This is a genomic window from Bacteroides sp. RCH18, from assembly GCF_058231005.1.
Map to the genome: position 1 here is coordinate 1,236,124 of NZ_JBIPTC010000001.1, position 23,070 is coordinate 1,259,193.

23 protein-coding genes, 2 tRNA genes and 2 pseudogenes are annotated in these 23,070 nt (G+C 42.6%); 5 read left to right on the top strand and 22 right to left on the bottom strand.

Features of this window, described 5'->3' with window-relative positions:
* Window positions 1–30: 30 nt before the first annotated feature.
* The 9 genes from ACHLI0_RS04915 to purU form a co-directional block, all read right to left on the bottom strand.
* Window positions 31–510, bottom strand: a complete 480-nt coding sequence (locus ACHLI0_RS04915; RefSeq protein ID WP_008762403.1) for a ferritin — start codon at window positions 508–510, stop codon at window positions 31–33.
* Window positions 511–631: 121 nt separating this feature from the next.
* Entirely contained in the window at window positions 632–1,792 is a 1,161-nt protein-coding gene (gene lysA / locus ACHLI0_RS04920; protein ID WP_008762402.1) for a diaminopimelate decarboxylase, read from the bottom strand.
* A gap of 78 nt (window positions 1,793–1,870) precedes the next feature.
* Window positions 1,871–3,190, bottom strand: a complete 1,320-nt coding sequence (locus tag ACHLI0_RS04925; RefSeq protein ID WP_008764912.1) for an aspartate kinase — start codon at window positions 3,188–3,190, stop codon at window positions 1,871–1,873.
* Between the two features lie 13 nt (window positions 3,191–3,203).
* Entirely contained in the window at window positions 3,204–3,929 is a 726-nt protein-coding gene (locus tag ACHLI0_RS04930) for a cell division ATP-binding protein FtsE (RefSeq protein ID WP_008762400.1), read from the bottom strand.
* The gene (gene hisIE, locus ACHLI0_RS04935; protein ID WP_008762399.1) at window positions 3,914–4,525 is read right to left on the bottom strand and encodes a bifunctional phosphoribosyl-AMP cyclohydrolase/phosphoribosyl-ATP diphosphatase HisIE; all 612 of its coding nucleotides are present in this window, start codon (window positions 4,523–4,525) and stop codon (window positions 3,914–3,916) included. The genes ACHLI0_RS04930 and hisIE overlap by 16 nt, the downstream gene beginning before the upstream one ends.
* A gap of 62 nt (window positions 4,526–4,587) precedes the next feature.
* Window positions 4,588–5,343 (bottom strand): imidazole glycerol phosphate synthase subunit HisF, encoded by a 756-nt coding sequence (gene hisF / locus ACHLI0_RS04940; RefSeq protein WP_008762398.1) that lies wholly within the window; start codon window positions 5,341–5,343, stop codon window positions 4,588–4,590.
* Window positions 5,344–5,450: 107 nt separating this feature from the next.
* Window positions 5,451–6,170 (bottom strand): 1-(5-phosphoribosyl)-5-[(5-phosphoribosylamino)methylideneamino]imidazole-4-carboxamide isomerase, encoded by a 720-nt coding sequence (gene hisA / locus ACHLI0_RS04945; protein ID WP_055299432.1) that lies wholly within the window; start codon window positions 6,168–6,170, stop codon window positions 5,451–5,453.
* A 171-nt stretch (window positions 6,171–6,341) separates the two neighbouring features.
* On the bottom strand, window positions 6,342–6,932 hold the full coding sequence (gene hisH, locus ACHLI0_RS04950; protein WP_016267206.1) for an imidazole glycerol phosphate synthase subunit HisH: 591 nt from the start codon (window positions 6,930–6,932) through the stop codon (window positions 6,342–6,344).
* On the bottom strand, window positions 6,932–7,789 hold the full coding sequence (gene purU, locus ACHLI0_RS04955; RefSeq protein WP_008762395.1) for a formyltetrahydrofolate deformylase: 858 nt from the start codon (window positions 7,787–7,789) through the stop codon (window positions 6,932–6,934). The genes hisH and purU overlap by 1 nt, the downstream gene beginning before the upstream one ends.
* 443 nt (window positions 7,790–8,232) lie before the next feature.
* On the opposite strand from purU, the gene ACHLI0_RS04960 reads away from it, so the two are divergent.
* From ACHLI0_RS04960 to ACHLI0_RS04975, 4 genes are all read left to right on the top strand, one after another.
* Window positions 8,233–8,306, top strand: a tRNA-Asp gene (locus ACHLI0_RS04960).
* 54 nt (window positions 8,307–8,360) lie between these two features.
* A tRNA-Asp gene (locus ACHLI0_RS04965) sits at window positions 8,361–8,434 on the top strand.
* Between the two features lie 260 nt (window positions 8,435–8,694).
* Window positions 8,695–9,288 (top strand): type 1 glutamine amidotransferase family protein, encoded by a 594-nt coding sequence (locus tag ACHLI0_RS04970; protein WP_270300949.1) that lies wholly within the window; start codon window positions 8,695–8,697, stop codon window positions 9,286–9,288.
* A 72-nt stretch (window positions 9,289–9,360) separates the two neighbouring features.
* Window positions 9,361–9,819, top strand: coding sequence for a hypothetical protein (locus tag ACHLI0_RS04975; RefSeq protein WP_151210452.1), 459 nt, complete (start codon window positions 9,361–9,363; stop codon window positions 9,817–9,819).
* A gap of 145 nt (window positions 9,820–9,964) precedes the next feature.
* Here ACHLI0_RS04975 and ACHLI0_RS04980 read toward each other — a convergent pair whose 3' ends face one another.
* The 12 genes and pseudogenes from ACHLI0_RS04980 to ACHLI0_RS05035 all read right to left on the bottom strand — a co-directional run bounded on the left by ACHLI0_RS04980 (window position 9,965) and on the right by ACHLI0_RS05035 (window position 21,011).
* A complete protein-coding gene (locus ACHLI0_RS04980) occupies window positions 9,965–10,384 on the bottom strand; it encodes a pyridoxamine 5'-phosphate oxidase family protein (RefSeq protein ID WP_048697730.1) in 420 nt (139 codons plus the stop codon).
* Window positions 10,385–10,477: 93 nt separating this feature from the next.
* Window positions 10,478–11,356: a helix-turn-helix domain-containing protein gene (locus ACHLI0_RS04985; RefSeq protein WP_008764904.1), complete on the bottom strand. Its 879-nt coding sequence runs from the start codon at window positions 11,354–11,356 to the stop codon at window positions 10,478–10,480.
* A gap of 123 nt (window positions 11,357–11,479) precedes the next feature.
* On the bottom strand, window positions 11,480–12,028 hold the full coding sequence (locus tag ACHLI0_RS04990) for a Crp/Fnr family transcriptional regulator (RefSeq protein ID WP_008764903.1): 549 nt from the start codon (window positions 12,026–12,028) through the stop codon (window positions 11,480–11,482).
* Between the two features lie 37 nt (window positions 12,029–12,065).
* On the bottom strand, window positions 12,066–13,430 hold the full coding sequence (locus ACHLI0_RS04995; protein WP_062694849.1) for an MATE family efflux transporter: 1,365 nt from the start codon (window positions 13,428–13,430) through the stop codon (window positions 12,066–12,068).
* A 230-nt stretch (window positions 13,431–13,660) separates the two neighbouring features.
* Window positions 13,661–13,987: a DMT family transporter gene (locus ACHLI0_RS05000; RefSeq protein ID WP_008764901.1), complete on the bottom strand. Its 327-nt coding sequence runs from the start codon at window positions 13,985–13,987 to the stop codon at window positions 13,661–13,663.
* Window positions 13,988–14,078: 91 nt separating this feature from the next.
* A complete protein-coding gene (locus tag ACHLI0_RS05005) occupies window positions 14,079–14,642 on the bottom strand; it encodes a Crp/Fnr family transcriptional regulator (RefSeq protein ID WP_008764900.1) in 564 nt (187 codons plus the stop codon).
* Window positions 14,643–14,650: 8 nt separating this feature from the next.
* On the bottom strand, window positions 14,651–15,112 hold the full coding sequence (locus tag ACHLI0_RS05010; protein WP_008764899.1) for a DUF2867 domain-containing protein: 462 nt from the start codon (window positions 15,110–15,112) through the stop codon (window positions 14,651–14,653).
* A gap of 211 nt (window positions 15,113–15,323) precedes the next feature.
* Window positions 15,324–16,457: an OmpA family protein gene (locus tag ACHLI0_RS05015; protein ID WP_172461650.1), complete on the bottom strand. Its 1,134-nt coding sequence runs from the start codon at window positions 16,455–16,457 to the stop codon at window positions 15,324–15,326.
* Between the two features lie 815 nt (window positions 16,458–17,272).
* Window positions 17,273–17,620: pseudogene (locus ACHLI0_RS05020) on the bottom strand (AAA family ATPase); the annotation flags it as partial.
* Window positions 17,621–18,225: 605 nt separating this feature from the next.
* Window positions 18,226–19,431, bottom strand: a pseudogene (locus ACHLI0_RS05025) (cupin domain-containing carboxymuconolactone decarboxylase family protein).
* 131 nt (window positions 19,432–19,562) lie between these two features.
* Window positions 19,563–19,958, bottom strand: a complete 396-nt coding sequence (locus tag ACHLI0_RS05030; protein WP_490748569.1) for a putative quinol monooxygenase — start codon at window positions 19,956–19,958, stop codon at window positions 19,563–19,565.
* Window positions 19,959–19,967: 9 nt separating this feature from the next.
* Entirely contained in the window at window positions 19,968–21,011 is a 1,044-nt protein-coding gene (locus tag ACHLI0_RS05035) for a cyclophilin-like fold protein (RefSeq protein WP_490748570.1), read from the bottom strand.
* Window positions 21,012–21,186: 175 nt separating this feature from the next.
* Here ACHLI0_RS05035 and ACHLI0_RS05040 point away from each other — a divergent pair, with 175 nt between their 5' ends.
* Window positions 21,187–22,104: a helix-turn-helix domain-containing protein gene (locus ACHLI0_RS05040; RefSeq protein ID WP_490748571.1), complete on the top strand. Its 918-nt coding sequence runs from the start codon at window positions 21,187–21,189 to the stop codon at window positions 22,102–22,104.
* Here the strand turns inward: ACHLI0_RS05040 and ACHLI0_RS05045 are convergent.
* Entirely contained in the window at window positions 22,084–23,031 is a 948-nt protein-coding gene (locus ACHLI0_RS05045) for an EamA family transporter (protein WP_490748572.1), read from the bottom strand. The genes ACHLI0_RS05040 and ACHLI0_RS05045 overlap by 21 nt on opposite strands.
* Window positions 23,032–23,070: the final 39 nt, after the last annotated feature.

Below are 23,070 nucleotides of genomic sequence, written 5' to 3' on the forward strand. Positions count from 1 at the left end.
TTATATAATTTTCTATTTTTCAGATCATTATCAGCGTTGTCCCAGTTGTGAATCAACAAAGAAAATACCGGTATCACCAGCTTTCTTGATTTTATCCACAATTCCCTGTGCAGTAGCTTCTTCTTCTACCTGTTCGCGGACAAATCCCCACAAGAAATCCTGAGTAGCTTTATCTTTTTCAGCAGCAGCCACATCTACCAGCTTGTCTACCAATGCAGATACATGGCATTCGTGTTTGTAAACGTGTTCAAACACTTCCAGCGGAGTACCCCAGCCATTGGGAACCACATCAATCTTGTCAACTATAGCAGTTCCGCCACGTTTGATGATGTAATCGGCCATTGCATAAGCATGTCCCATTTCTTCCTGAGATTGTTTCTTCATCCAATGTGCAAAGCCACTGAAACCTTCTTTCTCAAAGTAGAAAGACATTGCCAGATACAGGTTAGAAGACCACATTTCAGCAGTGATCTGCTCATTGATTGCTTTCTGTAATTTTTCTGAAATCATAATCGTATATTTTTATTAAGTTGTTAATGTAGTTTTCTTTTGAACTCATTACAAAAATAACAAGATTTCAGTTAAAATTGTTCCAAGCTCCCTGCATTTTTAAACTACATTCACATTTTATTTACACCAGCTCGTCCGAAGTGTATCCTTTCGGCAGTTCACGGCAGTTGTATCCGGATGCCATAATCTCACCGTAGGCACCTGCGGAACGAAGTGCAATCAGGTCCCCCCGCTTCACTTTGTTCAGGTCAATCGCTTTACCGAAAACGTCTGATGATTCACAGATCGGACCTACTACGTCATAAGCCTCTACAGGTTCTTCCGAAGTAATGTTTTCCATCTTGTGGTAAGCCTGATACAAAGCCGGACGAATCAGGTCTGTCATACCTGCATCGAGGATGGCAAATTTCTTCTTCGTTCCCTGCTTTACATACAGCACTTTCGATATCAGAGAGCCGCACTGTCCTACCACCGCACGTCCCAGTTCGAAGTGCAATGTCTGATAAGGACGCAGTTTCAGCTGTCCGGCATAGGTAGCAAAGTAGCTTTTGAAGTCCGGAACGGACTGGCGGTTCGGATGACCGTAGTCAATGCCCAGACCACCACCGACATTGATATGCTCTACCAGAATACGGCGGGCTTCGAGCTTGTCCTGCAATTCATTCACCCGGTTACAAAGAGCGATGAAATCGCCCATATCCAATATCTGTGAACCGATATGGAAGTGCAGACCGATGAATTTTACATTCTTCATTTCCAAAGCCACATCGATCACCCTGTCCATGTCCTGCATACTGATACCGAATTTGTTTTCAGCCAGACCGGTGGTGATATTGGCGTGCGTATGCGCCCCGACATCCGGATTGATACGGAAAGCGACATTAGCGATCTTATTTTGAGCGGCAGCCAGTTCGTTGATGACTTCCAGTTCGGGGATAGACTCTACATTGAAACAGAAGATGCCATATTCCAGTCCGAGGTTGATCTCCCAATCCGCTTTCCCGACTCCGGCAAAAACGATTTTATTGGCAGGGAATCCGGCACGGACAGCGGCACGGATTTCTCCGCCACTCACGCAGTCTGCTCCCATTCCGCTTTCACGGATAATGGTAAGTACTTTCGGATTGGCATTCGCCTTCACGGCATAATGTACGGAATAGCTAGGATATTTGGCAACCTCTTGGTTAATAGCCGACAATGTATCACGCAGCACTTTCGTATCATAATAATAGAAAGGTGTCTGCAAAGTACGGAATTTATCGATTGGAAATATTCCTTTCATAATTCAAGAAACTTGTTTAGTTAGTTAAAAAGAGCGCTTTTATCAGTATCAATAAAAGCGCTCGTATTATTTGTGGAATTATTTGTTGTTGAAAAGCATATCGCTCAGCGACTGCAACGCCGTCTTCTTATCGCAATCCCGGATAAGGAAGGAAATATTGTAGTTACTTCCTCCGAAGGAAATCATTCGCACAGGTATGTCCCGCATCGCATCAAGCGCTTTAGCTTCGAAACCGACATTCTCCCATTCCAGGTCACCTACTACACAGATAATACACATATCCTTGTCAACAGTGACAGTACCGTATTTTTTCAGGTCGTCCAGAATCTCGTTCAGATGCTTGGTGTTGTCTATTGTAACAGATACACCGACCTCTGAAGTACAGATCATGTCAATAGAAGTCTGATAACTTTCAAAGATCTCGAATACTTTACGCAGGAAACCATGAGCAAGCAACATACGGCTTGATTTGATCTTGATAGCTGTAATATTGTTTTTGGCAGCTACGGCTTTAATCTTACCTTTCTCCGTGTCATTAGAAATTAGTGTTCCGGGAGCATCCGGGTCCATTGTATTCAGCAGACGTACAGGTATATTGGCATATTTAGCAGGCTGGATGCAAGTCGGGTGCAGGATTTTTGCACCGAAGTAAGCCAGCTCGGCTGCTTCTTCGAAATGCAGCTGACGAACCGGAGCTGTCTTGTCCACAATGCGCGGGTCGTTATTGTGCATACCGTCGATGTCCGTCCATATCTGGATTTCGGAAGCCTTTACGGCAGCACCGATCAAGGATGCGGTGTAATCGCTGCCACCACGCTGCAGGTTGTCTATCTCACCGTAAGCATTGCGGCAGATGAAACCTTGTGTGATGTAAATCTCCATATCCGGATACAATTCCAGTTGTGTCTGCAGTTTCTCCTTAATATATACGGGGTCCGGTTCCGCGTTCTTGTCAGTACGCATGAATTCCAAAGCCGGAAGCAATACGGACTTCACACCGCATTCCTGCAGGTAGAAGTTGACCATAGCCGTAGAAATAAGCTCTCCCTGTGCCAAAACCACTTTCTCTTCGAACAAAGTGAAAAGGTCTTTAGTATAGGAGCGGATGTAGTCGAAGTGAGACTTGATGACTTCCAGACCTTTCTGTTTATATTCCTGAGTTGCAAAAAGCTCATCAACGTGCTGTTTATATTTTGATTCCAGCTTATTGATAATCTCGTTGGCACCCTCCGGATTCTTCTTATACAGATAGTCCGAAATTTCCACCAATGTATTTGTTGTTCCTGACATTGCAGAAAGGACAACAATCTTCTGTTCACCATCGGTAATCAATTTGGCTACTTCCTTCATCCGCTGAGCAGAACCCACGGAAGTTCCTCCAAACTTTAAAACTTTCATTTTCGTTACTGTTTTAGTTATCTATATTTAAATCTATTTCTATTGTTCTCTGTCTGGGCATGTATTCGTCCGTCACATCCGTTATACGATGTTCGGAACAGCGGTATACACTGCCGGGATATTCTTTCAGCAATTGCAGATTGTGCGTTGTCATCACTACCGACGAACCGGATTCGCAGATGTTGTGCAACAATTCAACGATGGACTTGCCTGTTTCCACATCCAGATTTCCGGTCGGCTCGTCTGCCAGGATAATAGCCGGAGAATTGAGCACGGCACGTGCGATCACGATGCGTTGCTGTTCGCCGCCGGAAAGTTCGTTGGGGAGTTTATAACCTTTGTTGGACATTCCCACGAGGTCGAGCACTTCCTCTATTCTTTCCTGAATTTCCCGTTTGTTCTTCCAGCCGGTGGCACGAAGCACAAATTCCAGATTGTTGTAAACGGTACGGTCCGTCAGCAGCTGAAAGTCCTGAAACACAATTCCCAGCTTTCTTCTCAACTGAGGGATATGCTTGCGTTTGATTGAACGCATATTATAACCCAGCACTTCCGCTTCGCCGTCGATTACGTCCAGTTCGCCGTAAAAGGTTTTGAGCAGGCTCGTTTTCCCCGAACCTACCTTCCCGATCAGATAGACGAACTCTCCTTTGTGCAATTCCAGATTGACATCGCTCAGTACACAGAGTTCCTGTTGATGGATTTCTACGTTTTTATATTGAATTAATGCTTCTTCCATGTACTGCTATGTCTTTCCTGCAATTCGCGTGCAAGGTCTTCGATCCGATAGCCTTTTGAAGTTAATAATACAATCATGTGATAAATCAGGTCGGCTCCTTCATAGATCAGACGTTCGTTTGTTCCATTCGTAGCTTCGATCACTGTTTCGACAGCTTCCTCACCTACTTTCTGAGCGATCTTGTTGATTCCGGATTCGAACAGGCTGGTGGTGTAAGAACCTTGGGGCATTTCTTCGTGACGTTTGTCAATGAAATCCTGCAATGCTTTCAGGAACATAACCGGTTCTTCGTTTTTCTCACCCCAGCAAGTATCTGTGCCTGTATGACAAACAGGACCTGCCGGATCTGCCTGGATCAACAGGGTATCGTTGTCACAATCCGCTTTGATAGATACCACATGAAGGAAGTTGCCGCTTTCTTCTCCTTTCGTCCAAAGACGATTTTTGGTACGGCTGAAGAAAGTTACTTTTCCGGTTTCCACCGTTTTATCGTAGGCCTCCTTGTTCATGAAGCCCAGCATCAAGACTTTGCGTGTCTCGTTGTCCTGTATGATAGCCGGAACAAGTCCGTTCATCTTATCGAAATCCAATTCCATCTTATATTAAGTTCTAATTACTATTTCAATTTACTATACCGTTTGTGTGAGCCCATGCCGCCTCACCCTCTGATGGTTATTCCTTCGCCGCAAAGATACGATTTTAATTCGGGAATTTTAATTTCTCCGAAATGAAAAACGCTGGCAGCCAACGCCGCATCTGCTTTTCCTACTAAAAAAGCATCACGGAAGTGTTCTTTCAGCCCTGCCCCGCCCGAAGCGATCACGGGAATAGAGAGTTGATCGGCCAAGGAAGCAAGCGCTTCGTTCGCATAACCGGTCTTCACCCCATCATGGTTCATGCTCGTAAACAGGATTTCGCCTGCTCCACGCTCCTGAGCCTCTTTGGTCCATGCCAGCAATTCTTTATCGGTTTCGATACGCCCGCCGTTCAGGTAACACTTCCATCCGTTTTCTGTTTGCTTGGCATCTACCGCCAGAACGCAAACCTGAGAACCGAAGTTCTTGGCAATGTCATCAATCAGCTGAGGGTTGCGAATGGCGGAAGAATTGATCGAGATCTTATCCGCTCCGGCATTCAGCAGGCGATCTACATCGCTCAATTCATTGATGCCACCGCCCACGGTAAACGGGATATTGATATTGGCAGCAATCCGCTTTACCAATTCCGTGAAAGTCTTACGTCCTTCATGACTTGCAGTAATATCCAGAAACACAAGTTCATCTGCTCCTTGTTCGCTGTAAGCCCGCCCCAGCTCTACCGGATCACCGGCCTGGCGCAAATTGACAAAGTTCGTTCCTTTTACGGTCTGTCCGTCTTTTATATCCAGACAGGGTATGATTCTTTTTGCTAACACAATTCTATCTTATTTACTATTTGACAATTTAGATTCTACTAATCCGAGAACCTGCTTCCTTATTTTTCATTATAACAGGGTGCTTCCTTTCATTTTAGCACTCCTGATTATAAAAATATACGCAAATCTTTCAATGTTATATGCCCTTCGTACAATGCTTTACCGAAAATGACTCCGGGAACTCCGGCTTCATTCAAGGCGATTATGTCATCCACATTGCTCACTCCGCCACTAGCCATCAGGTAGAGATTCGGAAACTTCTCCAGCATTTCTTTATACAAATCTATAGAAGGACCTTTCAGCATTCCATCACAACTAATATCAGTACAAATAACTTTCTGAATACCTTTATTTATATAGTCTTCGAGAAATGGGAAAAGCTCGCAGGCGCTTTCGTCTTTCCAGCCGTTTACAGCAATCTTATGTTCCTTGACGTCTGCTCCGAGGATTATTTTCTCACTGCCATATACTTCCAGCCAATGGCAGAACAGCTCCGGATCTTTCACGGCAACGCTTCCGCCTGTCACCATCTGAGCACCGCTTTCAAAAGCTATTTTCAAATCTTCGTCACTCTTTACTCCACCGCCAAAATCTACTACTAAAGAGGTACGCGTAGCAATCTGCTCCAATACCCGATGGTTAACTACGTGGTGAGAAGCAGCTCCGTCCAGATCTACCACATGAAGCCTGCGAACCCCGTTCGCTTCAAACTCCTTGGCTACTTCCACCGGATTTTCGTTATATACCTTCTTACTATCGTAATCTCCCTGAGAAAGGCGTACACATTTCCCGTCAATAATATCAATGGCTGGAATAATTTCTATCATCTGTTTATATACAATTTGATCATTTACGATTTACTATTTTAGCTGTTTACTCTATCTTCTTATGCCTGTCCTTTTCTTCTTCTCCGAAAAGCCGGAAATAGTTTATTATAAACGATGACCGAGTTTATTATAAACTATGGTGGAGTTTATTATAAACTGTTGCAACGTTTATTAGAGATCCAGAAAGTTCCTCAGAATCCTTTCACCTGTCTTTCCGCTTTTCTCCGGATGGAACTGGGTGGCATAAAAGTTATCTTTATGCAATGCCGCACTGAACGGATGGATATAATCGGTTTCGGCAGCAGTGAAGTCACAAACCGGCACATAGAAACTGTGTACAAAGTAGACAAACTCTTCTTCGGTGAATCCTTCGAACAATTTACTGTTTGTCTTGCCAATCGTATTCCAGCCCATATGCGGCACTTTATCTTCATGCTTCTGCGGAACAAAACGCTTCACGTCTACATCAAAGATATTCAGGCAGTCCACCTCACCTTCTTCGGAGTGTCGGCACATCAACTGCATACCGAGACAAATTCCGAACACAGGCTGACGCAGATTCTTAATCAGCTCGTCGAGCCCTGTTGCTTTCAGGTGATTCATGGTAGTTCCCGCCTCTCCTACTCCGGGGAAAATCACTTTATCGGCAGATTGAAGTATTTCTTTATCGGCAGTAATCACCGCTTCTACTCCCAACCGCTTCAGAGCATAGTCCACAGAACGGATATTTCCGGCATTGTATTTTACAACTGCTACTTTCATCAGCTAAATATTACTGTTTTATTTTTATAAGCCAAAATCTTACGTTCGATATGCTTTTGTACCGCACGCGAAAGAACAATCTTTTCCAAGTCCTTTCCTTTATTTACAAGATCTTCTATAGAGTCCTTATGTGTAATGCGTACTACATCCTGCTCGATGATCGGACCTGCATCCAGTTCAGTCGTTACATAATGGCTGGTCGCACCGATAATTTTCACTCCACGCTGGAATGCGGCATGATAAGGTTTTGCCCCTACAAATGCCGGTAGGAAGGAATGATGGATGTTGATAATCTTATTCGGGTACGCATTGATCATCTGTTCGGAAATCACCTGCATATAACGTGCCAACACGATGAATGTAATTTTATGTTTGGCAAGCAATTCCATTTCTTTGCGTTCCTGCTCTTCTTTGGTCTCCTTGGTGATGGGGAACAAATAGAAAGGAATACCGAAACGCTCTGCCACGTGCTGCAAGTCCGGATGGTTGCTTATAATAAGAGGTATCTCCACGTTCCACTCTCCTGCCGTGTAGCGAGCCAACATATCGAACAGGCAATGAGACATTTTAGAAACGAATATAGCCATACGCGGTTTCACATCCGAGAAATAAAGACGGAAATCCATTTCATACTTCTGCCCATATAGCGTTCTGAAATAATCTTCAATCTTTTCCTGCGGAACCAGAAAATCTTTCAATTCCCATTCTATACGCATGAAGAAGATGTTCTCCACATGGTCTACATACTGATCCAGATAGATAATATTTCCTTTGTTTACCGTAATAAAGTCTGTCACTTCCGCGAGGATTCCCGGTTTGTCGGGACAGTGCAATAACAGTTTGGCTGTAGTCATCATTCTTTTTACTAATTTACTATTCCGGGCGGAAATTCTTCCACCTATCTAATTTTAGTGCGCAAAAATAACGATTTATTGCAAAACTACGAATTATTCAAGCAGAAAGTTGATATAAAAACGGTGATTTCTTACAGATAGAAAGATATCCAAGACTATTTCCAAAGAAGAAGATGACAAACTTCAGGATAGTGACACTATCGCTTCCGGATAATGACACTATCCCATCGTGATAGTGTCACTATGACGACCGGATAGTGTCACCATCCTGACTGAAGAAAAAACTAATATTTTTTTTCATTATAAAAGTACTCAAAATGAGACACTAAGCTTTTTTCTTGCTTTTTATTGAAAAAAAGTTTCATCAAAACATTTGCAGATTTACAAAAAACAACTACCTTTGCACCCGCAATCGAGAGAGATGCAGATTAACAAAATGAAATTCTGGTTCGGTAGTTCAGTTGGTTAGAATACATGCCTGTCACGCATGGGGTCGCGGGTTCGAGTCCCGTCCGGACCGCTTCTTTTAAGTAAGAAGCAAAGAGAAATAAAATGAGTTAGTCTATTCATATTTGGTGCGTTAGTTCAGTTGGTTAGAATACATGCCTGTCACGCATGGGGTCACGGGTTCGAGTCCCGTACGCACCGCTTCTTAAGAAAGTAAAATAAAAAAGTCTTTGATTACATTGATAATCAAAGACTTTTTTATTTATGCATTACACGAAACCCAAATCTCTAACAGCTGCAGTCTACGACTAAGACTAACGGATATCTTAAACATCCTGTTACCCGCCATCGGACATCAGACCTATCAAGTCATATATAAAAAAGATAATAATTCACTGCATCATCAGTGTTATTCAATTTAAAATAGCACCTTTGCATACATAAAGAAAATAGAATGATATATGAAAGAAGTAATATTTGTACTCTTAAATGAGTTTGCCGACTGGGAAGGCGCGTTTATAGCTGCCTGCCTGAATCAGGGTGTTATGCCCGGAAGTCCTGTTCCTTATAAAGTGAAGACCTTGTCAATAACCAAAGAGCCTGTCTCTTCAATAGGGGGATTCAGAGTATTGCCCGATTATGATTTGAAAGATATGCCGGAAGATTATGCAGGTCTGATATTAATCGGTGGTATGAGCTGGTTTTCACCTGAAGCTGAATTGATAGTCCCGCTGGTAGAAAAAGCTATCAAAGATGAGAAAGTGGTTGGCGGAATATGCAATGCTTCCGTTTTTCTTGGTATACACGGATTCCTCAATGACGTAAAGCATACGAGCAATACAATCGAGTATCTGAAACAATATGTCGGAGAGAAATATACTGGTGATTCGAACTACATCAATAAGCAGGCTGTAAGAGATGGAAAGATCGTAACCGCTAACGGAACCGGACAACTGGAATTTTGCAGGGAAATACTATATGCATTAGAAGCTGATACAGCCGAAGCAATAGAAGAAAGTTATCTGTTTTATAAAAACGGATTTTGTCCGGAGTAATAAAGTGAGGTTAAGTTCAACAACTATCAGACGATTAAAATAAGATATAAAAATAGTCAAACCCCAAAGAATATGGTACACTTGGTATATTGTGATGACAAGAGTAAAGTATTGAACAAAATACTTGATGGCAGTAAAACAATGGTAGTTCGCGGAGCAGCCGGACGGAAAATCCCGCACAGCCGGGTAAACGAAGGCGAAACCCTCTATTTTATGCAGAAAGGTTCTAAAAAAATTTCTGCCAAAGCCACCGTAACTCATGTCGAGAACTATCTGAAACTAACAGAAGAAGAAATCATAGATACCCTTGCTCATAATCAGCCTAAACTCAATCTGACAGACAAGCAGAAAGAACGTTGGCATAAGAAATGCTTAATACTAGTAGAATTTTCCAATGTAGAAAAGATTGAACCTGCATACGATTTTGACCATCAAGGAAATATGGATGACTGGTTGATCATTGACAAAATCGAAGATGTAGTTGTAGGTACAAGTATTCCGTATAATTATGAAAAAAGCAAGTTCAAATAGTACAAATAAGAAATAGTATGTAAGAGTGAAGTGCACCCCAAAAGTTGGATAAAAAACTTTTGGGGTGCACTTCAGAGTTTTGACACAACCTCTCCCTTTCATACCGCTTATCTAAGAAATAGCATATCCTACATGAGAAAAAAATCTATTCAACAGTGAAACTTTCCGACTTAAAGTTACTGTAAAACCTTCCGGAAATCGCTGTAAATTTTAAAACACAATAATCGGGGTCTGTCACTCCTTCGGGATAATACATCGTATCCCCTTCCTGCCATATCATCTCTTTACTGGCAGGATCGGTCAGCACTTCCATAGTACCGCGCAGCATCACCCCTCTAAAGAACCGCGTATCACAAAAGTAAATACAGGCATGATTGTTCTCACGATATTGGGCCACACGCATTGACGAAGTATTTGTAGTCAGATAAATCGTCTTTATCCCTTCCCTCTTTCGGGGTTGCAACATAGCTTTCATATTAGGAAATCCTTCACTGTCTATGGAACCGATAAAGGCCGTTTTCAGCTTATCAATCATGTTCCCTACTGTTTTTTCCGCATCTCTCATCGTTCAATAATTTTAATTGGTTATTATCTGATGCGAAAGTAGGGATATAGAAGACAATCAGTGCAACAGAAAGAAAGGGAGAAATATCACTTTTTACGGTTTATGCGTTCTTCGATAAAGTAATGGCGTTGTTCCAGTATATTGCCGGAAGCTACGGATAAAATAAGAGACAGTTGAGAAATGAAGTTCAAACGCAATATCCGATATAGGGAAATCTGTATAAGTAAGCAGTCTCTTAGCCTCATCCATTACTTTATTCCGGATATATTGCTTCGCACTAATCCCTTTTGTAGAGGTTACAATCTCATTCAGATAATTCGGGGTAATACAAAGTTTATCCGCATAATATTGAACAGAATGCTGCTCTTTCAGATGGCTCTCAACCAACTTCATAAATTTGTCAATATGGATATTACCAACCTCTTTGGATGTAGTTTCTTCTTCCATATTCACTTTCTTATATTCCCGGTCCAACAACATCAGGACTTCATAAAGTAATGCCCTTAATACATACACATCATTCTGTCTGTACGAATCAATCTCCGTTTTAATATTGTGCAATATCTGAAGGATACGCATATAAAGTTCATCCGGCAACTGTAATTTGGATGATGTCTTTCCCGACTGGAAGAATGAAAGATGCTGCACAAAGAGAGAATCCTTAAAAAGAGAAGATAAAAACTCATCTTCAAAGATCAAAGCATAACCATTGACTATGTGGCGGGTATCCCAGTTCCGAATCTCTCCCGGTTTAGAGAAAAACACATCACGGGAAGCCGCCTCGTTAGTCTGATTATCTATCGAAAACTTGCCCTCCCCTTCTGTGACAAACGTGATATCATAGTAAGTCAGCGTGTGGACAGAACTCTGAGAGAGGAACTTCTTTACGTATTTCAGTTCGACGACATCTATCAAAAGTTCACTTCCATACTTATTCTTATAGAAAGTATATCGGGGAATCAGATTTTTCATTTCAATTACAAAAATAATATTCCTTATCAAATGATCCAAAGACTTTCCGGTTTTGAGAAGCACCGGGGTAAGAATAGACTATTCAACAAGGAATATCTTCAAATATAGAGAATGAGACATTTCTTATTTACAGCTTCCGGCCAGATATCCCAGACTTGTCACATCGGCCCCTAAATAATAAGTAATGTACTTCAAAGGGACTCTGTACAGAATATCGGGAATTTCTGATAATAAAGAAAGGTATCTTTCCCTGATCGTCAGTTTACGTGCATTCACACTCATTTCCTCTTTAAGGTAAAACTGATATTCCATCATCTGACGAATCAGATTGGAAAACGTGATGGACGTTGCACACAATTCCTCGATCTCATCTTCGCTGATGTAATAGGCCACACACCTTGTCAGTGTTTTGACAGAATGCTTACTTGTATTGTAGCACAATATAGCGTCACCTTCGGACAGGAATCTGACGGTTTTGTCCTCTCCCTGCTGGGTAGTAAATGTATGCAGGATACCGGAAACGATAATGTACAAGCTCTGCTCGGGCATTGTAGCAGAAGCAATCGTTTCTCCTTTATCCAGATACACTCTTTCCATGCGAGCCAACAGCTCTTTCACTTCCTTTTCTTCAACCTGATACTCAAAACAGAGTTTCTTCAAATAAGCTTCCATACAAATTGATTTTAGTTAATATATCCACTTAAAACACCTAATTCGACATAGCAGGCATCATGGTGCCTTTCAAATAAACTTTCTTCCGGGTATATCTTAAATACCAGATACAGATCAACAATGAAACCACTGTTGAAAGAGGTGGTGCAAAGCCCATGATAAACAAGGAAGAACTGTCTATCTGACTAAACCAGTACGACAACGGAATCCGGAACAGGAAAGTCGCTATCAGACTGTGAATCATCGGGAACAATGAATTTCCCTGTCCGCTGAAGTAAGAGTTTATACAGAACACAAAACTTACAACGATACAGTCGATACTATATCCCCGCAGATACTCCGCCGCCATTGATACCACCGCCGCATCTTTGGTAAAGAACGCGGTAAGCGTTTCCGGCAGGAATTGTGAATACACACAAACCGATACACCGAAAACAAATGCAATTCCTATCCCCGAAGCCAGACAGCGGTTCATCCGTTGTATAAGTCCGGCTCCGTAGTTCTGTGCCGTCATCGTCGCTACTGCCGATGAGATTGCCATCGGAGGCAGCATGGCAAACACTATAATTTTCTCTACGACACCCAAAGAAGCCGATGCGATCACTCCCATCTGATTGACTATAACGGTGATGATCAGAAACGAGATATTGATCAGCGCATCCTGCAACGCAATAGGCGCTCCCAATGTCATGACTTTCTTGGCCAGGTTCCGGTTCAGCCGGATATCTTTCCGGGTAAACTCAAAATGAAATCCGTGCCGATATAAGAACCAAAGAGAGATCATGAAGCTGACTCCCTGCGCCGTTATGGTGGCAACTGCCGCTCCTGTGGCTCCCAAATGGAAATATCCTACCAGTATAAAATCGAGTACAATATTAATCACACACGCCAGCGCTACAAAATAAAGCGGCGTCTTGGAGTCTCCCAACCCGCGCAAAATACCGCATACGACGTTATATCCTACTATAAACAATATCCCGGCCGAACATACAAGGATGTAACTTTTCGTATCCGCCATCGCCTCTATCGGCGTATGCATTAACTCTGCTATCCGACCATGAAAAACCACCATGACCAAAGTAAGCAGCACCCCGATTATTGAAAACAACCATACAGACGAACCGATGGTGAAAGCTACTTTCTTGTCATCCTTTGCTCCGGTAGCGATGGCAATCAAAACGGTTGTTCCTGTCGTAATGCCAAGAATAATCCCCGTGATTGTCTGCATCACCTGACTGCCGATGGCTACAGCCGCCACACTTGCAGAATCATCGTATTGTCCCACCACAAAAAGGTCGGCCCCGCCATAAAGTGCCTGAAGCACATTGGCAATCAGAAAAGGAACCGCAAATTGCAGTAATACTTTCGGAACACTCCCTTGTGTCAAATTTAACTCCTTCATAGTTTTTCAATACTTACTCCTCTTATCTTACTTGTTACAAAATAAAAAAGTGCCGGACAAGCTGAATGATTCACACCATTCATCTTATCCAGCACTATAATTATCTATTATAGCACCCTCCGATGAGGATTTTCTATGCCTGTCCCTATTTTTGGGGTGCAAATATGGGCTTTGTTTTCATAACTACCAAATTATAATCGATAATTATTTTTTTATGATACCATAAGGTATCAATGTGATACCAATTTCAGACCTACAATGGAGCAAATCAATGTGAAGATGAAGAAAATTCTGCCCCAGCTTGCCGGCTCTTTAAAGAAAAAGATACCGATCAGCACCGTACCGGCGGCACCGATACCGGTCCATATAGCATAAGCCGTACCAACGGGCAATGCTTTGGTAACCCTTATCAGAAGGAGCATACTGACACACAGGGATATCAGCAGTCCGAATGACCACATATATTTCTCTGCTCCTACTACTCTGTTTATTTTTCCCAGACAGAAAGTAAAGACCAATTCAAGGCATCCTGCCAAAATCAAAAGAATCCAATTCATAACACTTCTTTTTTTTGATTGCAAAGGTCATGAATTTCCGGCGCCCTTCATTTTACATTTGTAAAAAAGGGATTTTACAAAGTTTAAAAAATCATCTTATCTTCGCACGGATTCTGCTTAGATTGACCTGTGAGATGCCTAAATAGGAAGCTATAATACCCAATGGCACACGTTGAAGTATATCGGGATATTCGGATATCAGTTCCTGATACCTCTCCAATGAAGTTTTGAATTGCCTTGATATAAACAACTTTTCCGATTTGATGCATTCTCTCTCGGAAAACTTCCGTCCCCAGTTGGCTATATGTATATCTTCCAGATAGAGATTGTGCAATTTATCGACACTGAGTTCATACAGGACACTGTCTTCCAAAAGTTCAATATTCTCATATCCTGCCCGATTATCATGAAGAGTTTGCAGAGGGAAGATTGCATCCCCTTCTTTCCCGAACCAGAAGGTAACCTTCTTATCCGACTGATAGGTATAGGCATGCAGCATCCCTTTCTTCATCAGATAGAACTTAGAGTTTTTATGATTTGCCCGGAACAGATGGAAGCCTTTAGGATAGGCTACTTCGGGAGCATCACTCAGTAAAGCCTCCTTTGAGGCATCCGGCAACTTGTAAATAGAGTCTATGATATCATTTATATCCATAAGCTGTTTTATTTCAATCGTTTTGCTACCCTTTTCAGCATAGAACGGATGATGACTTTATGAAAAGGACGAATAAAGAAGAAGTACAACCGGCCCAGTCGGTTATTGAACTTTACAACGGTCGTGATTGTAAACGTCTGCCCGCCGGGCTCCTTCTCTCCACACCATAATGAAGCATGAAACGTCAGGTGTTTATCGGGCATACCGAAAACAACTTCCTGTGCATTCTGCTCACATATCGTATCGGCAAAGCGCATACCAACTTCCAGACCTAACGGTTTGACTATCGCATTCCTTAACTTCATCAACCCATTCACCCAGCCCGGAGAGTGATTAAAAGCCATATCAAAGAACTCGTCGGAAGTGATTGCTTTTTCACTGACTACGTTCCTTGAAAAAGAATCGCAATAATCTGCCGGAAGATAGCCGGCTATCAAACTGTCTTGGGGTATATTCTGCTCTTTCATCATCTTCGGCCATACCTTAATAGTATGGTTTGCCAAAAGTAGTCACTTTAGACAGACAAACAATGACTTTGCCCGATTTTCTGCTATCACCTCCTGTCTGGACGACAGATATTACTATTACTTATTCACAAACAGAAGGGCATAAATGAATATATACAGCAAGGGCTGCCCTTTTACGGAGCAGCCCTCACCATTCTATTTACATCTCTTGTTTTTAGTCTTCAATCGTACATATACTTACACGATTCCAATCCGGTTCGGTAAACATGTCACCTACGCCCTGACCTTCGGCAGTGATACGAGAAGCATTGATCTTGTATTTATTGACCAGAATAGTCTTTACGGCTTCCGCACGTGCAGCGGCAATTCTTGCATTGACTTCAGCACTACCTTCCGGAGAAGCATACCCCTTGATGACTACTTTTGCATCAGCATATTTCTTCAGATAAGAAGCTACGCGTTCCACATTCGGCAACTGTGAAGCATCAACCGATGATTTACCCTGTCTGAAAGTAATGATAGATTCAGGAACACGGGCAGTTTTCACTACAGTCTCCACCGGAACGACCTTGGTACGGCATTCTTCCAGTTCTTGCTGCAATCCGCTGATTTTTTGGTTGGCGCTGTTGAGTTCGCCGTCCTTATTGTTCACTTGTCCGCGGAGAGCATTGATAGAAGCATTCAAATCGTCGATTTCACCCTGATTGTAAACTCTTACTTCGGTGAAGTAACGGTTTCCTGTACTGCTCTTGAAGTGATAAGTCAGTCCGGCAGTCAGTTCAAATGCTGCATTATTGGCATTGAAACGGCTCTTTGCCTGATTAAAGTCCCCTTGCATATCATATACGATGGCAGGTTTCAGTCCCAATGTCCAGGCCTTGCTTTCGCCTAGATTAAAGTTCAGATTCAATCCGAAACGGGTTGACCATGAGTTCTGGTCGCCATCACCATTCACATAATAATGTAACCATCCCGCACCGGCTACTGCCTCCACTTCAAACAAACGAGGAGTGCCGTTGTAACCAGCAAACAGGTTCATCAGATTCACTTTACCCAACAGGCTGACATCTGAGGCATCAAAAGCTGTTTTACTTGGAGTGGTATTGATATACCCCATACCCTGAAATCCTAAACCGAAGACAGGAGTCAACTGTTTGGAAAGACCAACTCCGAAAGCCGGACGTGCATTCTTAAAGAAAGCGCTGTGAGTGAGAGGAGTGATTGCACCTGCATTTACTTCTACAGACCAATTATCTGCAAACTTTGTACCTTCTACAACAGATTGGGCTTTTGCTGTAAATGCGCCCAATACCATAGCTAATAGAATAATAGATTTCTTCATAATCATACGTTTTAAATTGTAATGTTTCATTTGCTAAATCATTAGAAATGTTTTATTTGCTCATGCCTAACTTTTTAGTTCATCATTTATTTCGTTATTCACTTTAAACAACATACAATATGAATTATTAGTTCACGGAGCAAGAGCCGAATTAACATCTATTTTGTTTCTTAGGAATATTAAAAATAGACCTATAGATGAGATAATGAACATCATACAAGCAAATAACACAGAATATGCAGTGAAAGCAGAGGTACAAAGATAAAATCGGCTGCAATTTCCATCAGCAATTATCGAAAGAAAAACAATAAGGGTCATGATGCAGCAATAAGATGCAGTCCAGTCATAATTTCATTCACGAAGAACAGTAGATACGAAAAACGGATTTCATATTAACAGTTTAAACTTATCCATAAAAAAGAGGTTTCTAGCACAAAGTAGCGCTCAAAAAGAGGTTTTACTCCATTCTTTTAAAGAAATGAACGCTCCCTCACCGACCAACGGTCCGTTGGTTTAAAACCAAGGCAGGGTTTCATTTAAAGGGAAGACGCTTACCATTGCTTGTTATAATGCATATAATGATTATTTAGATGCAGAAATATGTCCGAAAGCTGCATATTATTTCATTATTCTATGCACTTTTTTCTCTATTTGATGGAATTTATACTCATCGAGGCCAATGCAATTATTAAAAATGGGACATACGTCATATTTATCCTTCCTCCACCAGCCAGCGACTCAAGTTGCGTTCTTCCTTGCTGAACTCCGCGCCTATTTTCACCATGCGGCATCCATCAGCTCTCCCAACTACATAGTTACAATTCAAGTCCATTTTTCAGTCCTTCAATATCAGAGTAATCCTCAGCATTGAAATTGAAATCAAGATGCAGTACAGTGTGCTCGTTCCATTCAGTTTCATACTGCTCGATGGCTAGTCCTTCAAAAAGTTCTTTCTTTCCACAAAAATACACTTCCAGTGTGGAAAGCAACAAACTTTTGCCAAAACGATGCGGGCGACTCAGGAAATACGGATTGCCCGTGGAGGCTAGTTCGTAGACAAATGCTGTTTTATCAACATATAAATAACCGTCACGACGGAGTCTTTCAAAACTCTGTATTCCGATAGGAAGATTGCGGCGAAGGCCTTTCAAACGGTCAATGATATCCATAATTTCTTCTCTTTAATAAGTGAGTCCTTTGCAAGGATAACAAATCTTACAGTGAATCGATTATCCGACGACCGTTTTATTATCCTGCTCTACGAAGTTCCCGACAAACGGGAGATATGCATAGAAAAATTACTTAAGCATAACATCAGCTATTATTACCATAAGTACGTGGATTTCTGTTCTTCAAGGAAAGAAGATACGAAAAAAGGGAACAAGTTACTACATAAACATAGATCACGTTTATTATAAATTCTGTGACCGTTTATTATAAACGTCCCCTTCGTTTATTATAAACTCAAAAATAAAAAATCATGGGAAATGAATTAAAATTATGCAACAAAAAAGGTTGCAAACTCCATAAAGTTTGCAACCTTTGCTCTATATTTATCCTTCTGATCTCTAGAACGAGCTAAAGAAATATGTTATATTAGTCCTAATATTATACCATTTATCATTCGTTTTACACTCATATTTTATCTATTTTTTCATTCATTATTCATTGGTTTCATACTTTCCCGAACTACAAATATACAACATAAAAAAGCATTTGTCAAGTCCCAAACAGATTTTAACCGCCTGCTTTCCGGGATATATGAACGTCTTTGTTATTTTTCCGGAATCACTTCATTCAGGCAGGCTATGGCGTTGAGAGTACGTGGATAGCCGATGTAAGGCAAAAGCTGCGTCACGACAGCCAGCAAAGTATCTTTATTATTACCTACATTGACATTTCCCTGTATGTGCCCTTTCACCTGTGATTCACAGCCTCCCAAGGAAACAAGGATGGAGAACGTCAGTAGTTCCCGTGTCTTCACGTCCAGTCCACCGCGTGTCTGGTAGTCTCCGAAGCAGTTGGCGGAGAGATAACGCTAGATATGCTTTTGGTTTTCGGGAGCATTTTTATGCATTTGGTCGATCCGTTCGCCGAAAATGGATTTCTGCAACGCCAGTCCTTTGTCGAAACGGGTTTCGGCAGAAACGACCGCTTGTCCCTCTAAAGGAAGACGTACACCGTGGGCAAGCAGCACCTCATTAGTGATGCCGACAAAGTCCATCACTTTAGCCATGCCTGCATAGGCTACTGTTTGGTAAAGGATTTCCTTTATTTCTATCGGAGTAATACCTGCATTGAGAGCACTTTCAAGCATCATCCGGTATTCGGTCTGTGCCTGTGAAGCAATATTGGATGCCAATGTTACCATAAGGCGGGTTTTAGTATCCAGGTTGCCGTATTGCTGCACCTCCTTTGTGAAATTGCCGAATATTGCATCCAGTTCGGGGTCCGTGGCGCTTAGTCCGGTTCCTCCGTTATCTTTCGTAGCTTCGGCATACTGCTGGTCGTCTACCCGTTCCAGCCAAATATTCTTGTTGGTCTGCGGATTGCAACCGATAGCCAGATGCGAAAACCAACTATCGGGGGCGGCACCGTGCCAATGTTCTATGTCCGGTGCTATTTCAACCACATCACCGGGGAGCAGGCGGCGTGCCGCTTTGCCACGTTCCTGATAATATCCCACACCTCCGACAGCAATGAGGATTTGTCCGCCCGTATGGCTGTGCCAGTTATTTCGGCAGCCGGGTTCAAAAGTAACGTTGGACATGGATACATTCAAGTCTTTGTTACCGGTCAGCGGTGCCAGCCAGGATTCTCCTGTAAAATATTGCTTGAATCCCGTATTTTCCTTTCCCAACGGAAATGCGCTGATGTTCTGAGGTACTTCTTCTTTTTTCATACTCTGTGCATTTATAGATTGCATCGGAATTTGCAGAAATCCGATGACTGTTACAAGAATAAAAAATAATTTTCTCATACTGTGACGTCCATGGTTTATTATTTAAGAACTCTCTGATAATGCAAAGTTAGCTGTTCTGATCCAACTCTTTATAATACAAATTACGGATATAAAAACCAAAATTACTGATTTATAGTACTGCCTGTCATTTACTTCATCTTCAGTCCGGGAATGAGTGGCGTAGCATCAATCAGTTCGAGCATCTGCACCATATCAAGTGTACCTTCTTTGTACTTCTTAAAATGAGGTGTGGCAATATGACTCTTATAGGCCGCTTCATCGGCATAGATTTCAAGAATAGTCACGTGGTTGGGGCGTTCTTTCTCCGCTACGGCATACAGTACCAATACGCCCGGTTCCAACCGCATCGAGACTTCGATCTCCTCTTTCAGATAAGTATTGTACTCTTCCAGCCGTTCCGGATCGATTATGATGCGTGACAACCGCACCATATTGTTCTCGGCAGCGGATGGTTCGACCGATCTGATTACGTTTGCCGAAGCGGTTGCTGCAAACAATAGAAAAATAATCAGTAACTTCTTCATTTTGCTAATTTATTGTCGTTCGAATTTCACTGCCACATTGCCCGGAACGTTCAGTGCATCTATTCCGTTACCGTCAATGCGTCCAATCTTTATCAAGTCATTGCTTTGCGACCCGCTTTTACAGAAGATCGCCACATTATTCCACGGCACATAGATTGTAATATCACCGGGGACAGGCACACAGCCACGGGTCACTCCTGCCGTCGTCAGTGCAGGCGACGGATAGAAAATTTTCTCTGTGATATTATTATAATCATTCAGCATCACTTCAAGCGGCAGACGCGAAAGAAAGTCCTGCGCTGCGGCATTGTCTTCCATCGTAGCAGTAATGGTACGGTTACCGACTGTAATCTTCACATTCATAGAAGTAGACGGATGATTGTTTTCCCGACTCGCACCGAGTGTTTCGAGCCATGTCCGTATCCGGTTTCCCATCTGCGAAAGTGTCGAAGAAGTCAGAAGCAGTGTTTCGGTGAAAGTGGCACCGGAGCAAAGTGTCCGGGCCTCGTCAACTGATGCAGAGATGCCGCTGCTGCCACTGCTGGCAAAAAGAGCGATACGCTTACCTGTAAGTTTCGAAGCATGATTATGCAGGAATGTCTGCATCGGTGTGGCCATGCTACCGTACCAAATCGGATAGCCGACAAACACGATATCATAGTTGCCGAAATCTTCAACCGAAGTTTTAATCGCCGGATAATTCCCCTGACGGATAGCAGCCAGTTCTTCCTGTGCACGGTTGAGCATCCCATTATAATCGCTTTCATAAGGTGTTTGCGGTTCCACTTCCAGGATATCGCAATCGAGTGTTTGCTGAATCTGTTGCGCCATACGCTCCGTGCTGCCGGTGCGCGAACAGTAAAGTACCAGATATCGCCCGTTACCGCCCGGAATGGGGTTTGTCGGGTCTGTAGAATCGTCCTCGTCTCCACCGTCGGAATTTCCCGGTTGTCCCGGCTGTTCCGGAAGAATCGGATCAGCGTTTGAGCCGTCGCAAGCCGCCATCGGCATCATCGTCAGCATCATCAATGGAATTAATAGAATCTTTTTCATATTACTATCTCTTTTCAATGTTAAATTACCGGTTACAAAGTTACGGGGAATGGTCCAGCCCGGATGTAGACGATTTACGGATATTTATACCCCAATCATGGATTTTGATGGGAGAGTAAAAATTTTAAAGAGAAAAGAATTATATTTGTAACGCATTAAAAAAACAGATTATGATATGGAAGAGAATACTAAAGAAATGATTGTAATAGACAGCGTTGACCGTTACAACGAAATCTTCGGGCTTGAAACCAGACATCCGTTAGTCAGCATCATCGATCTGGCCAAATCCACTACGTGGCCCACACGTGCGTGGTTTCGTTACGAAGTATATGCACTATACTTGAAAAATGTAAAATGTGGTGATATTAAATACGGCCGCCAATATTACGACTACCAAGACGGAACCATCGTCTGTTTTGCTCCCGGACAAATCACCGACCTGGAAATGCTGCCAAATATTCAACCCAACGCGCATGGTATTCTTTTTCATCCCGACCTTATACGTGGCACTGCACTCGGACAAGAAATAAAGAAATACTCCTTCTTCTCCTACGAAACCAACGAAGCACTCCACATTTCCGAAGAAGAGCGGCAAACAGTGATGGACTGCCTGCAAAAAATCACCATCGAACTGGAACATTCCATCGACAAACACAGCCGCCGACTGATCTGCGCCAACATAGGATTGCTGCTCGACTACTGTATGCGCTTTTACGAACGCCAGTTCGACACACGAAACAGAGTAAACAAAGACATCATTGTCCGCTTCGAACATCTGCTCAACGAATATTTCGAAGGAGATGCCCCGCAAAAACAAGGATTGCCATCGGTCAAGTACTTCGCTGATAAAGTATTCCTTTCCGCTAACTATTTTGGCGATATGGTGCGCAAACAAACCGGTAAAACCGTCTCCGAATATATCCAGGATAAAATGATTGAACTGGCAAAAGAACAACTTATGTCTTCGAACAAGACTATGAGCCAAATTGCTTACGAAATCGGATTCCAGTATCCGCAGCACCTTAGCCGGATGTTCAAACGGATTGTGGGGATGACGCCGAATCAATTCCGCTTAACGGGATATTGCCGTTGATTTCATTTTGTTACGTTTCCGGCTAATCAACATCACCCCCAGCAGAATCACCAGCAAACCGGAAAGCTGAACAAAGGTAACTTGCTCATTTCCTAAAGATACTCCTAAAAGGACTGCTATAAAAGGATTGACATAAGCATGTGTACCCACTTCTGCCGCCGGGCGTACTTTCAAGAGCCAGACATACGCCGAATATGCCAGTAAAGAACCAAAAGAAATCAAATAAAGCAAGGAGAACCAGCTTGTGGCCGAAACTGTACTCAAATCGGCTTCCCGGACATCTCCGTTCACAACAGCACAAATCCAGAACATCACACTGGCAAAAAGCATTTGCCACGCAGAACCTGCAAAAGCATTCACTTCTTCCTCACGGGAAGAACGGTACTTGGCATACAGTGTTCCCAAAGCCCAGGATATACATCCGAAAACAAGGAGCAAGATACCACGCTCACTTTGCGGATGCAACCATTCTGCATTGAGCTGCTCCGCATAAAGCATTACTACTCCGCCGAAGCCAATCCCTCCGCCTGCTATCGTAAGGGGATTGCGGAAATTAGTACGCCACATGGGGACATCCAAAAGTAAAATCCAAAGTGCCGTAGAAGAAGCTATAATAGCAACGAGGCTACTTGTCAGATAGCGCTGTGCCAGCATAACGACAGCCATATCTACAAACAACAGAACAATACCGCTAACGGCAGAACGCTTTACCAGGCTTTTCTTAAAGATTTGTTCTCCCCGTAAATAACAGATTCCAAGAAGTATCAGCCCTGCAGTCGTAAACCGCAGTGCTCCGAGCAGAAAAGGTGAAAAATCTTTCAAAGCCACCCCTATAAAAAAATAGGTGGAGCCCCAGACTACATAAATGAGGAAATAAGCGATGATAACACCCGGCAAATTCCTCTTTGAGGGATTCTGACTTTTCATATCACTTCTTTTTATTTGTATTTACGGGGAGTGAGAAGG